Annotated in this window: 11 protein-coding genes; 6 read left to right on the top strand and 5 right to left on the bottom strand. The window is 68.5% G+C overall.

All coding sequences use genetic code 11. The features are described 5' to 3' along the window. The first annotated feature begins 113 nt into the window (after window positions 1–113). From ACIBO2_RS04785 to ACIBO2_RS04770, 4 genes are read left to right on the top strand one after another with little or no spacing between them, the layout of a single operon-like run. Window positions 114–1,475 carry an ABC transporter substrate-binding protein gene (locus tag ACIBO2_RS04785; RefSeq protein ID WP_397295408.1) on the top strand — a complete coding sequence of 454 codons (1,362 nt, stop codon included), beginning with the start codon at window positions 114–116 and terminating at the stop codon, window positions 1,473–1,475. Further along, complete coding sequence (locus tag ACIBO2_RS04780; RefSeq protein WP_358536992.1) at window positions 1,472–2,386, top strand: sugar ABC transporter permease; 915 nt, start codon at window positions 1,472–1,474, stop codon at window positions 2,384–2,386. Before ACIBO2_RS04785 ends, ACIBO2_RS04780 begins: the two co-directional genes overlap by 4 nt. Beyond that, window positions 2,386–3,231: a carbohydrate ABC transporter permease gene (locus ACIBO2_RS04775; protein WP_397295406.1), complete on the top strand. Its 846-nt coding sequence runs from the start codon at window positions 2,386–2,388 to the stop codon at window positions 3,229–3,231. The genes ACIBO2_RS04780 and ACIBO2_RS04775 overlap by 1 nt, the downstream gene beginning before the upstream one ends. A gap of 3 nt (window positions 3,232–3,234) precedes the next feature. Continuing rightward, window positions 3,235–4,395, top strand: a complete 1,161-nt coding sequence (locus tag ACIBO2_RS04770; RefSeq protein WP_358536988.1) for an ROK family transcriptional regulator — start codon at window positions 3,235–3,237, stop codon at window positions 4,393–4,395. A gap of 160 nt (window positions 4,396–4,555) precedes the next feature. Here the strand turns inward: ACIBO2_RS04770 and ACIBO2_RS04765 are convergent, their stop codons facing one another. After that, on the bottom strand, window positions 4,556–5,284 hold the full coding sequence (locus tag ACIBO2_RS04765) for a helical backbone metal receptor (RefSeq protein WP_358537557.1): 729 nt from the start codon (window positions 5,282–5,284) through the stop codon (window positions 4,556–4,558). 165 nt (window positions 5,285–5,449) lie between these two features. Between ACIBO2_RS04765 and ACIBO2_RS04760 the strand changes: the two genes are divergently transcribed. After that, on the top strand, window positions 5,450–6,253 hold the full coding sequence (locus ACIBO2_RS04760) for an SAM-dependent methyltransferase (RefSeq protein ID WP_397295403.1): 804 nt from the start codon (window positions 5,450–5,452) through the stop codon (window positions 6,251–6,253). A 102-nt stretch (window positions 6,254–6,355) separates the two neighbouring features. On the opposite strand, the gene tpx is transcribed toward ACIBO2_RS04760, so the two are convergent. After that, the gene (gene tpx, locus ACIBO2_RS04755) at window positions 6,356–6,856 is read right to left on the bottom strand and encodes a thiol peroxidase (protein WP_358536986.1); all 501 of its coding nucleotides are present in this window, start codon (window positions 6,854–6,856) and stop codon (window positions 6,356–6,358) included. Between the two features lie 137 nt (window positions 6,857–6,993). Here tpx and ACIBO2_RS04750 point away from each other — a divergent pair, with 137 nt between their 5' ends. Next, complete coding sequence (locus tag ACIBO2_RS04750) at window positions 6,994–7,305, top strand: hypothetical protein (protein WP_358536983.1); 312 nt, start codon at window positions 6,994–6,996, stop codon at window positions 7,303–7,305. A gap of 55 nt (window positions 7,306–7,360) precedes the next feature. On the opposite strand, the gene ACIBO2_RS04745 is transcribed toward ACIBO2_RS04750, so the two are convergent. The 3 genes from ACIBO2_RS04745 to ACIBO2_RS04735 form a co-directional block, all read right to left on the bottom strand. After that, window positions 7,361–10,678 (bottom strand): methylmalonyl-CoA mutase family protein, encoded by a 3,318-nt coding sequence (locus tag ACIBO2_RS04745; protein ID WP_397295401.1) that lies wholly within the window; start codon window positions 10,676–10,678, stop codon window positions 7,361–7,363. A 141-nt stretch (window positions 10,679–10,819) separates the two neighbouring features. Further along, window positions 10,820–11,710: a CHAP domain-containing protein gene (locus tag ACIBO2_RS04740; RefSeq protein ID WP_397295399.1), complete on the bottom strand. Its 891-nt coding sequence runs from the start codon at window positions 11,708–11,710 to the stop codon at window positions 10,820–10,822. A gap of 191 nt (window positions 11,711–11,901) precedes the next feature. Beyond that, a complete protein-coding gene (locus ACIBO2_RS04735; protein WP_225290266.1) occupies window positions 11,902–12,672 on the bottom strand; it encodes a PP2C family serine/threonine-protein phosphatase in 771 nt (256 codons plus the stop codon). Window positions 12,673–12,745 lie beyond the last annotated feature (73 nt).

Raw genomic sequence — 12,745 nt, 5'->3', positions numbered from 1 at the left:
AAAGCCCGGGACGGAACACGGACGGAGTACAGACGGATCTCGGAATCGCCTACGTAGTTGCGACTTCTCGCATGGGGGTAAGTGCGGCATATCCCCGGACGTAGGAGCGCGCCATGCCGAAGAAGGTAGTCGCCGTCCTCTCCATCGCGCTGCTGGCCGCGGCCTCGACCGCCGCGTGTGGCGATGGCAGCAAGAAGGCCGCCAACGAGATCACGGTCTGGACCGAGGAGAACCTCGACGATCGCATGACCGTGCAGAACCAGATCATCGCCGACTTCACCCAGAAGACCGGCATCAAGGTCAAGCTGGTCGGCGTGGCCGAGGACCAGTTCAGCCAGGTGGTCACCGCCGCCGCGGCCGCGGGGGACCTGCCCGACGTGATCGGGGCCCTCCCCCTGGCCTCCATCAGGGAGCTGGAGGCCAACGACCTGCTCGACACGGAGACACCGGGCCAGGTCGTCGACAAGCTGGGCAGGAGCGACTTCTCCGCGCGGGCCCTGGAGCTCGACAGCGCGGGCGGGAAGCTGCTGGCCGTACCGAGTGACGCGTGGGCGCAGCTGATCCTCTACCGCAAGGACCTGTTCCAGAAGGCCGGGCTGGAGCGGCCCGACACCTACGAGGCGCTGGAGGCGGCGGCCGCGAAGCTCAACACGGGTGGGGTCGCCGGCATCACGCTGGCCATCGCGCCGAAGGACTCGTTCACGGCGCAGAGCTTCGAGCATGTGGCGCTGGCCAACGGCTGCCAACTAGTCGACAATTCCGGAAATGTCACCCTTTCCTCCCCGCAGTGCGTGAAAGCGTTCGCGTACTACGCGAAGCTGGCGAAGGACTACTCGGTCAAGGGCAAGCAGGACGTCGACTCCACCAGGGCCACCTACTTCGCCGGCAAGGCGGCGATGACCATCTGGTCGTCGTTCATCCTGGACGAGCTGGCCGGGCTGCGTAACGACGCGAAGCCCAGCTGCGCCGAGTGCGGCACCGACCCCGAGTGGCTGGCCAAGAACACCGGCGTGGTCACAGCACTGAAGGGCCCCGACGGCACACCCGCCCAGTACGGGGAGATCGTCTCCTGGGCCGTCACCCGGGACGCCGCCAAGGATGCCGCCGCGCAGTTCGTCACGTACATGATGAACGAGGGCTACGAGCGGTGGATCGGGATGGCACCCGAGGGCAAGTTCCCGATCCGGAAGAGCTTCGCGGACAAGTGGAACAAGCTGCCCGCCGGGGTCGACGCCAAGAAGCCGCTCGCGGACGTCTACCCCGCCGAGGTGCTGGACGCGCTGCGCCAGAGCCCTGACACCTTCGCCCGCTGGGGCATCCCCCAGGGGCAGGGCAAGCTGGTCGGAGCCACGATGGGCGAGTTGCCCGTGCCCAAGGCGCTGAGCGCGGTCGTGGACGGCTCGCTCACCCCGCAGGCCGCGGCGGCGCGGGCCAAGGCCGACGTGGAGACCATCAAGCGCGGGATCCGGCAGTGACGGGACGGCGTGGCGGGACACTACGGGAGCAGGAGGGCAGGGCGGGGCTGACGCTGATCTCCCCGACGCTGATCATCACGCTCGTCGTGGTGGTGCTGCCGCTGCTCTGGGCGATCATGCTGGCGTTCCAGGACGTGCGGCTGATCAACATCCGCCGGGTGGGCGTCTTCGGGCACTACACGCTGGACAACTTCGGCTACGTCATGTCCGAGCCGGGATTCTGGACGTCCCTGGTCAACACGCTCGTCTACACGGTGGCGGGCACCGCGCTGTCGATCGCGATCGGGCTGGTGGCCGCCCTGGCGCTGCGCGACCGCTTCCGGGGCCGCACGTTGGTCAGGGCCTCGATCCTGGTGCCGTACGTGGCGCCGGTGGTGGCGGTGGCCTTCCTGTGGGAGACGATGCTGAACCCCCAGTTCGGCATCGTGAACTCCTGGCTGAGCACCCCCATCGCCTTCCTCACCCAGGCCAAGGGCACCTTTCTCGGCATCCAGGTGCCGGTGGCGCTGCTCACCGTGATCGCGTTCGAGGCGTGGCGGTATTTCCCGTTCGCCTTCCTGTTCATCCTGGCCCGGCTGCAGGCGCTGCCGGCCGAGCTGGACGAGGCGGCCGTGGTCGACGGCGCGACACCGACGCAGCGCTTCCGGCATGTGATCCTGCCGCAGCTCTGGCGGATCATCGCGCTGCTGTCGGTGCTGCGGTTCGTGTTCACCTTCACCAAGTTCGACGACGTCTACCTGCTCACCGGCGGCGGGGCCGGCACGGAGGTGGTGAGCGTGCGGGTCTACAACTTCCTGACCGCGCGCGACGACATCGGCGCCTCGGCCGCCCAGGCGATCGTGCTGGCGGTCGTCCTGGTCGTGTTCCTGATCCTGTATCTCCGGTTCTTCTCAGGGCGAGAGGGTGAGTGATGAGCAGGGATCGGTTCGAGCGCGCTCTGTTCCGGGTGCTGAAGCCGTTGGTGATCCTTTTTCTGTTCGTGATCACCGCTTTCCCGTTCTTCTACATGGTGACGCTGTCGCTCCGCGACATCCAGGAGCTGATCCTGGACCCCGGCTCGATCTGGCCGCGCGGTCTCACTTTCGATACCTACGCGAACGTATTGACCAAGCAGGGTTTCCTGACCTTCATGCGTAACAGCGCCATCGTGGCGGTCTCGTCGGTGGCGATCACGCTGCTGATCTCGATCCCGGGCGCGTACGCGGTGGCCAGGCTGCGGTTCTTCGGGCGGCGGCAGGTGCATTTCGTGTTCCTGGCCGTGTACCTGTTTCCGGCGATCGTGCTGGCCATTCCGCTGTTCGTGCTCTTTACGATGCTCGGACTTCGCGGGTCTCTGCTGGGTTTGATCCTCGTTTATTGCGCGCAGACGGTGCCTGTCACGGTATACATGCTCCGCAATTACTTCGAGACCGTGCCGCAGAGCGTGGAGGAGGCGGCGGCGATCGACGGCTGCACGCGCCTGTCGACCATCTGGCGGGTGGTGCTCCCGCTGTCCAAGCCCGCGCTCATGGCCACCGGCCTCTACGCGTTCATGATCGCCTGGAACGAGTTCCTGTTCGCCCTGCTCTTCCTCGTCGAGAAACGGGAGAGCTGGACGGTCTCGCTGGGACTCTCCCAGTTGGCGGGCAGTATCGAGATCCCGACGACGGTTCTCATGGCAGGATCGGTGGTTCTGACGCTGCCGATCGTGATCGTGTTCTTCGTCGGCGAGCGGCTCCTGACCGAAGGACTCACGGCGGGAGCGGAGAAGGGATAGACCATGCTGACGGCAGGGCAGATCCTTCAGCTGATCCGCAATGGCACCTGCCGTACCCGCAAGGAACTCATCGCCTACACCGGGCTGTCCCGCTCGACGATCACCGAACGGGTGGACCGGCTGATCGAGGCCGGATACATCCACGAGTCCGGCTTCGCCATCTCCGGGGGCGGGCGACCGCCCTCGGTGCTCGACATCGACGCGACGAAGCGCCTGGTGCTGGTGGCCGACCTGGGCGCCGGCCACGTACGGGTGGCGCTGACCGACCTCGCGGCCCGGTCGCTGGTCGAGGAGCACATCGAGCTGCGCATCGACCGCGGCCCCGAGGCCGTCCTGTCCTGGGTACGGCAGGCGTTCCAGCGCCTGCTCGACCGCTCGGGACGCGCCTCGGACCAGGTGTGCGGCATCGGCCTGGACCTGCCCGGCTCGGTCGACCACGCCTCGGGCCGGGTGATCAGGTCGTTCCTCATGCCCGGCTGGGACGACCATCCGATCGGCCCGGCGCTGCGGGAGGCGTTCGACGTGCCGATCCTGATCGAGAACGACGCCAACGCGATGGCCTTCGGCGAGTGGTGGTCCTCCTGGCGCCGGAGCCGGTCGCTGATCCTCATCAAGGTCTCCACGGGCATCGGCACCGGCATCGTCCTGGACGGCCGGATCTACCGCGGCGTCGAAGACGCGGCCGGGAGCATCGGCCACGTCCGCCTGCGCGAGAGCGACGACCGCGTCTGCACCTGCGGCTCCCGGGGCTGCGTCGCCTCGCTGGCCAGCGGCCAGGCCCTCGCCGCCGACCTCGACAGGCAGACCAGCCGCGAGGTCGTCCGCCTGGTCCAGGCCGGCGACCCGACGGCCATCGCCCTCACCCAGGAGGCCGGCCGCACGGTCGGCATCGTCCTCGCCACGGCGGTCAGCCTGCTCAACCCCTCCGTCCTGGTGCTGGCCGGCGACATGGCGGAGACCAGGGAGCACTACCTGACGGGCATCAGGGAGAGCGTGTACCGCCGCAGCCTGCCGTTCACCACCCGCAACCTGGAGATCGTGACGAGCACGCTGGGCGACCGCGCGGGGATCGTGGGAACCGCGGTGATCGTCATCGACCACGTGCTGTCCCCCGCCGCCGTGGACGCCGCCTTCGCCAGTCCCCCGACGACGAACGTCGTGTGACGCCGCGCGTCGGTCATCGTGTGACGCCGCCGGTCGGTCATCGTGTGACGCCGCCGGTCGGTCGTCGTTTGACGCCGCCGGTCGGTCGTCGTTTGACGCCGCCGGTCGGTCGTCGTTTGACGCCGCTGGTCGTCCCAGCCTTCCGTCGGTCCTGGTCCTGTCAGCCCAGGCTCTGGACGAGGCGGTCGCGCGCCTGGACGAGAGAGGGGCCGTACCAGGTCAGATCGCGTCCGCTCACCAGCGCGCACCGGTGGCCGGGAAACGACTCCGGCCCGTCCTCGGCGCTGAACGCGTAAGGCTCGTCAGGCAGGACCACCAGGTCGGCGCCCTGAGCCACCAGCTCGGCCAGCGGGATCTTGGGATAGCGCTCGGCATGACCGGCGTAGAGATTGCCCACCCCGAGCCGCGCGAGCACGTCGCCGGTGAACGTGTCGCGTCCCACCACCATCCATGGCCGCCGCCAGATCGGGATGATCGCCGTCCGGCGCACCTCCACCGGCTCGGCCCACACCGACTCCGCCCGGTCGAGCCAGCCGGGCCGCCCGGTGCGGCAGGCGTACCGGAACATCCGGTCGAGCGACCGGAACGCCTCGTCCACCGTCTCGATCCTGGTGACCCACACCGCGAGGCCCGCCGCCCGCAACGCGTCGACGTCCGGCTGCCGGTTCTCCTCGGCGTTGGCGAGCACCACGTCGGGGGCGAGCCGCCGGATGGCGTCGAGATCGGGGTTCTTGGTCCCCCGCACCCTGACCACGTCCAGGTCGGCCGGGTGCGAGCACCAGTCGGTCGCGCCGACCAGCGCCCCGGGGAGGGTCGCGGCCACGGACTCGGTGAGCGAGGGCACCAGCGACACGATCCGCCGGACGTTCGAGGGAACGGGGACAGGCATACCGGTGTCGTCAAGGCTCACACTCGCACCTTAGACCGCCGCCCAAGCGACAAAAGGGACTAAAGCCAAGTAACGCCCAGCGTGCGGGAATATCGCCCCAAGGCAGGTCACAAATCCGTAGAATCCCGGGAAAAGATCGTTAACTCTCGATCGGGGGATCGCTGGGTGGAGCGAGAATCGCTGGGCTTCGACCCGAACACGCCCAACGTCGCTCGGCTGTACGACTACTACCTCGGCGGGAAGGATCATTTCCCGGCCGACCGGCGAGCCGCTGAACGGCTGCTGCGGGTGGCTCCCGAGGTCCGTACCGCCGCCCGCGCCAACCGGGCCTTCCTCGGTCGTGCCGTACGCTTCCTCGCCGGCGCCGGCGTCACCCAGTTCCTCGACATCGGTACGGGCCTGCCGACGCGGGGCAACGTGCATGAGGTGGCCAGAGCGGTCGCGCCGCAGTCGCGGGTGGTCTATGTCGACCATGACCCCGTCGTGCTGGTCCATGCCAGGGCGCTGCTGGCGGGCGGTGAAGGGATCACCGTGGTGGACGGCGATCTCCGCGATCCCCACGACCTGCTGAAAAACCCGGACGTGGTGGGGGCGTTGGACTTCGACCAGCCGGTGGGCGTCCTGCTCGTCGCGATCATGCACTTCATCGGCGAGGCCGACGACCCCCTGCGCATCATGGCCGCCATCCGCGAATCGCTGGCCCCCGGCAGCTATGTCGTCATGTCCCACGGCACGAGCGATGCCCGCGCCGCCGCCGTCAGCAAGGGCACAGAGGTCTATCGCCGGGCCAGCGCTCCCCTGACCCTGCGTACCCGCCGGCGGATCGAGGAGCTGTGGGCGGGGTTCGAGCTGGTCGAGCCGGGCCTGACCTGGCTGCCGCAGTGGCGCCCCGACGAGGCCGACCTGATCGACCTCGCGGCCGGCCCCGAGTCGTCGCTCATCCTCTGCGGAGTGGGCAGGAAGAACTGAGACCCGGGGGCGGCCCGGTGTGCGGCTTGACCGAGCACCGGGGCGGACCGGCGCACGGCCTGATCGAACGCCTGGGCGACCCGGCGCACGGCCTGGTCGGGCCTACTTGAGCGCGCTCAGCGCGCCCTCGTAGTCGGGCTCCTGGGTGATCTCGGGCACCAGCTCGGAGTAGATGACGCGGTTGTCGCCGTCGAGCACGACCACCGCGCGGGCGGCCAGCCCGGCCAGCGGCCCGCTCTCCTGCGCCACGCCGTAGTCGCGCAGGAACTCGCGACCCCGCATGAGCGACAGCATGGTCACGTTGTCCAGCCCCTCGGCGGCGCAGAACCGCTTCTGCGCGAACGGCAGGTCGGCCGAGACGCACAGCACCGCGACGCCGGGGTGCCCTGCGGCCACCTCGTTGAAGCGGCGCACCGAGGCGGCGCAGACACCCGTGTCGAGGCTCGGGAAGATGTTGAGCACCTTGGTCGCGGAGCCGAACCCGGCCAGCGTGGTGTCAGCGAGGTCTCCGCCCACCAGCTGGAACGCGGGCGCCTGGTCGCCGGGCTTCAGAAACGTCCCGCCCACGGTGACCGGATTGCCCTTGAAAGTGACGTCAGACATGAATACCTCCAGTTAGCGATAGTGCCCCGACCCGCAATCCTATCGAGGCCCACGGGACCCCACAGAACCTCAACAGATCCTCAACACCCGCGGACCTACCTTCCTCTCATCGAGCACATCGAGAGAGGAACACGGCAATGAACATCACCCTCCGCAAGTCGGTCGCCGCTCTGGTCATCGCCGGCGCCGCGTCCGCCGGCCTGGTCGTCGCCGCCCCCGCACAGGCCAGCACGCTGGGCAAGGTCCCGGCCTGCGTGAAGGTTTGGCAGCAGACGGGCACCATCCGCAAGACCGGCTACGCCTACAACGGATGCGGCCGCTGGATGAACATGAAGATCGTCTGGGCACACGCCGCCGACGGGAACTGCCAGTCCGTGGCGCCGGGAGTGACCATCAAGTCTCGCATCGGCAGGGGCCCGGCCATTTTCGACGGCGCCAAGTACTGCTGACTCAGAACGTCGCACCAGGTCAGAACGTTGCGGCGGTTCAGAACGTTGCGGCGGTTCAGACGTTGCGGCGGTACTGTCCCCCGGCCTCGAACAGCGCGTCCGTGATCTGGCCGAGCGAGCAGACGCGGGCCGCCTCCATCAACACCTCGAAGGCGTTGCCATCGGTCATGGCGGCGTCCCGCAACCGGGCCAGCGCCACGGGGGCCTCGGCCCGGTTGCGGTCATGGAAGGCGTGCAGGCGGTCGAGCTGGGACCGCTTCTCCTCCTCCGTACCCCTGGCGAGCTCCACTTTCTTCTCGTGGGGCTCGTCGCCGCGCGGGTTGCGGAAGGTGTTGACGCCGATGATGGGCAGCGAGCCGTCGTGCTTGCGCGACTCGTACAGCATCGACTCGTCCTGGATCCTGCCCCGCTGGTAGCCGGTCTCCATGGCGCCCAGCACGCCGCCCCGGTCCGACAGCCGCTCGAACTCCTGCAGCACCGCCTCCTCCACCAGGTCGGTGAGCTCGTCGATGATGAACGAGCCCTGGAGCGGGTTCTCGTTGCGGGCCAGGCCCCACTCGCGGTTGATGATGAGCTGGATCGCCATCGCCCGGCGTACCGAGTCGGCCGACGGCGTGGTCACGGCCTCGTCGAAGGCGTTGGTGTGCAGGCTGTTGCAGTTGTCGTAGATGGCGATCAGCGCCTGCAGCGTGGTGCGGATGTCGTTGAAGTCCATCTCCTGGGCGTGCAGGGACCGGCCCGAGGTCTGGATGTGGTACTTCAGCTTCTGCGAGCGCTCCGCCGCGCCGTACTTCTCCCGCATCGCGACCGCCCAGACGCGGCGGGCCACCCGCCCGAGCACGCTGTACTCGGGATCCATGCCGTTGGAGAAGAAGAACGACAGGTTCGGCGCGAAGTCGTCGATCCGCATCCCCCTCGCCAGGTACGCCTCCACATAGGTGAAGCCGTTGGCCAGGGTGAAGGCGAGCTGGCTGATCGGATTGGCCCCGGCCTCGGCGATGTGGTAGCCGGAGATCGACACCGAGTAGAAGTTGCGGACGCTGTTAAGGGTGAACCACTGCTGGATGTCGGCCATCATCCGCAGCGAGAACTCCGTGGAGAAGATGCAGGTGTTCTGGCCCTGATCCTCCTTGAGGATGTCCGCCTGCACGGTCCCCCTGACGGTGGCGAGGGTCCGCGCGCGCAGCTCGCGCTCCTCCTCCGCGGACGGCCGGCGCCCGTGTTCGGCCTCGAACCGGTCGAGGGTCTGGTCGATCGCAGCGTTGAGGAAGAAGGCGAGGATCGTCGGAGCCGGGCCGTTGATCGTCATCGACACCGAGGTGCTGGGGCTCGTCAGGTCGAACCCGTCGTAGAGCACCTTCATGTCGTCGAGCGTCGCGATGGACACGCCGGACGTGCCCACCTTGCCGTAGATGTCGGGCCGCAGGTCCGGGTCGTGGCCGTACAGGGTCACCGAGTCGAACGCGGTGGACAGCCTGGTCGCGGGCTGGCCCTCGGACAGCAGCTTGAAGCGCCTGTTGGTACGGAACGGGTCGCCCTCTCCGGCGAACATCCTGGTGGGGTCCTCGTCGTCCCGCTTGAACGCGAACACCCCGGCGGTGAACGGGAACCGGCCCGGCAGGTTCTCGCTCCGCAGGAACCTGAGCAGCTCGCCATGGTCGGTGTAGCGGGGCAGGGCCACGCGAGGGATGCGGTTGCCCGAGAGGGTCTCGCGCCAGAGGGGGGTGTGGATCTCCCGGTCGCGTACCTTCACGACCAGTTCGTCGGCGGAGTACTGCTCCCTGGTGGCGGGCCAGTCGTCGAGCAGCGCGCGGCTCTCGTCGCTCAGCTCCCGCTCGGCCCCGGCCGCGAGCTCGGCCAGCCTGTTATCGGTCCGGCCCGGGTCGAGGCCACCGCCGCGCCTACCGTCGGCGCTGTCGCCCGTACCGGCAGCGCTGTCGCCCGTACCGGCGGCACCGACGCCCGTACCGGCGCCGTCGCTCAGGAGGGCCTGGACGGCCGTGAGCTGCTGGCGGCGGCGAGCCACCTCCGCCTGGGCGAGCGTCTCCGCGTGGTAGTCGCGGACGGTCTCGGCGATCTCGGCCAGGTAGCGGACGCGGGCCGGGGGGACGATCGCGGCGGCCACCTGAGACGTACGGCCGCGCACCGGTGCCAGCAGGCCCGGCCCGGCCCGCAGGCCCTTGTCGGCCAGCCGAGCCTTCAGGTGGTGATAGAGCGCCGTGACACCGGCGTCGTTGTAGCGGGCGGCGATCGTGCCGAACACCGGCATGTCGTCGGGCGCCACCCCGAAGGCCGCGCGGTTGCGCACCATCTGGCGGCGGACGTCGCGCAGGGCGTCCTCGGCGCCGCGCCGCTCGTACTTGTTGATCACGACGGCCTCGGCGAAGTCGAGCATGTCGATCTTCTCCAGCTGGGACGCCGCGCCGAACTCCGGGGTCATGACATAGATGGGCACGTCCACATGCGGCACGATCCCGGCGTCGCCCTGCCCGATGCCCGGGGTCTCCACGATGACCAGGTCATATCCGGCGGCCCGGCAGGCGGCGATCACGTCGTCGAGGCAGACGGGGACCTCGTTGGCGGCGCCCCTCGTGGCCAGCGAGCGGAAGTAGGTCTGGGGGCCGAGGCTGTTCATCCGGATGCGGTCGCCGAGCAGCGCTCCCCCGCCGCGCCTGCGGGTCGGGTCGATCGCGATGATGGCGACGCGCAGCTTGTCGTCGTTGTCCACGCGCAGGCGGTGTACGAGCTCGTCGGTGAGCGAGGACTTTCCGGAACCGCCCGTACCGGTGATGCCGAGCACGGGAGCGCGGTTGTCGCCCGAGCCGGGAGCGGCGCGCAGGCCGTCCAGGAGCTCGGCCGGGGCGCGGCCCGACTCGATCAGGGTGATCGCCCTGGCCAGGGCCGCCTGGTCGCCGGAGCCGACGGCCTCGACCGAGGGAACGCCGTCCAGCTCGACATCGCACTCCTCGATCAGCTTGTTGATCATGCCGGGCAGGCCGTACCGCTGGCCGTCCTCCGGCGAGAAGATGCGGGTGACGCCGCGGGAGTGCAGCAGGTCGATCTCGTCCTGGACGATGACGCCGCCGCCACCGCCGTAGACCTTCACGTGCCCGGCGCCGCGCTCGCGCAGCAAATCCACCAGGTAGCTGAAGAACTCCACGTGGCCGCCCTGGTAGGAGCTGATCGCCACGCCCTGGACGTCCTCCTGGACGGCGGCGGTGACGATCTCGTCCACCGATCGGTTGTGCCCGAGGTGGATGACCTCCGCCCCCTGCGACTGGAGGATCCGCCGCATGATGTTGATCGCCGCGTCATGGCCGTCGAACAGCGCCGCGGCGGTCACGAAACGGACAGGGTTCGCCGGAACGTGCACGCCTGATCACTCCTTTGTGAGGGGTCCTAATACAAGATACTAGGACGTCCTACTAAATCCCAAGGTTTCAGGCGGGTAGCGATCTGGCATGCGAACAGGGCCGGGTTCTGGTTTCGGGAGGTCCTCAGCGACCTGTGCTGGTCAGGGCCGCTCGTACGGATTGCGGCGGGTGGTGGAGCGGTGGGCGGCCACGAGAGTTCTGGCCGGAGCGGGAGTCGCGTCCAGGTCGGGCGGACCACCCACCCGGACCGGCTCGGGCGGTGCCTCCGCGTAGCTGGCGGACCTCGTCTTCTTCCCGACGGCCTTCTTCCCGGCGGCCTTCTCCCCCACGGCCTTCTTCGCGACGGCCTTCTCCCCGACGGCCTTCTTCGCGACGGCGGCGGCACGCGTCTCCGGCTTGCCGACGGCGGCACGCGTCTCCACCTTGGTGTGGCTGCCGCGACGGCGGCCCGCGAGCCGGAAGGAGACCACGACCGTGGTGAGCACCATCATGGTGAGCAGGGCCAGCGGGGACCCCAGGACGTCCATCGGCGATCCCTGCGACACCGGCTCCGGCTGGCGGGCCAGCGGCTGCTCGGTGGTCCGGATCTCGTTCAGCGTGGCGTTGGCCTTCACCATGCGGGGTAAGCCGTAGCCGACGACCTTGTCCGTGTCACGGGACTTGCGCTTGAGCCAGACGCGATCGACGTTGGCCTCGATCGTGTGGATCTTCTTGCCGTCGACCCGCTCGACGATCCCGACGTGGTCGATGCCCTTGTAGCTCTTGCCGCCGCCCCAGTCGAAGAAGACCAGGGCTCCGGGCTCGGGCTGCTGGGACCAGGCGCGCTGCTTCATGAACCAGGACGCGTGCGAGGGGGTCCAGGCGAACTGGCCGACGTAGTCACCGACCCCGGCCTTGTCGGCCGCCCAGGCGATGAACATGTCGCACCACGGCGCGTCCCGGTATTGCGGGTCCTTGACGCGATCCGCGTACCACTGCCCGAACTTGGTGAGCTGGCCGCCCTTCTCGCGGTAGCCGACTTCCCCACGCACCTCTTTCAGCAGATTTTCCGCGATCGGGTCCAGAGCCCACTCCTCCCAGAAAAACCGGCAGATCAGGATGGACTGTAATAGCGCCGTCCCATTTGTGCGCCGAACAATGGGAAAGTGTCAACCTATGAGCCGAAATTTCGGCTATGTGGCTGATGTGACTCCTGAGACTCCGTACTGAAGTGAGATCGTTTTCAGGCGCCCGCGCCCACCCGGAAGATCTGCTCGTCGCCCGCGCCCGGTGCCACCACGTCGGCGACGATCACGGTCACGTTGTCGGGTGAGCCGCCCTCGTTGGCCAGGTCGATCAACCGCTGGACGGCCGCCGCCGGGTCTGTCACCGTGGTCAGCACCTCGTGCAGGACCTCGGGCCCGAGCACGGTCGTCAGCCCGTCCGAACAGAGGAGGTAGCGATCATCCGGCTCGGACTCGCGCAGCGCCATGTCAGGCTCCGCCCTGCCCTCGCTGCCCAGTACGCGCAGCACCATCGACCGGCGCGGGTGCACGGCCGCTTGATCCTCTGTTATCCGCCCTTCGTCCACCATGGACTGCACAAGTGTGTGATCCTTGGTCATCTGGTAGAGAGCACCATCGCGCAGCAGGTATCCGCGGGAGTCACCAAGATGAGCAAGGGCGAACCGGTAACCGTCCCACAGCATGGCGGTCACGGTGGTCCCCATCCCCCTGCGCGCGGGGTCGATGTCGGCCAGCTCCACCAGCCTGCGGGCCGCCTCGTGCACGGCGCCCTCCAGGGCCGCCTCCAGGTCCGAGCCCGTCTCGGGAAGCGTGGCATCCAGCTCGCGCATGACCGCGATCGCGGCCGAGCTCGCCAGCTCGCCGGCCGCGTGTCCGCCCATCCCGTCGGCCACCACGAGCAATCGGCCACTCGCGTAGCCGGAATCCTCGTTCTGCTCCCTGCGGCGGCCCACGTCTGATCCGGCGGCATAGCGGATGTTGTGCTTCATACCCAGCAGTAAATCATTGGTTGAAAGACTTCACAAGCAGATGCACTGAAGACTCTTGTGAACTACTGTGGGC

It is taken from the genome of Nonomuraea sp. NPDC050022 (assembly GCF_044460705.1).
In the GTDB taxonomy this organism is placed as follows: Bacteria; Actinomycetota; Actinomycetes; order Streptosporangiales; family Streptosporangiaceae; genus Nonomuraea.
The sequence above is the reverse complement of the archived record's forward strand: the minus strand, read 5'-3'. Positions and strand labels throughout refer to the sequence as shown.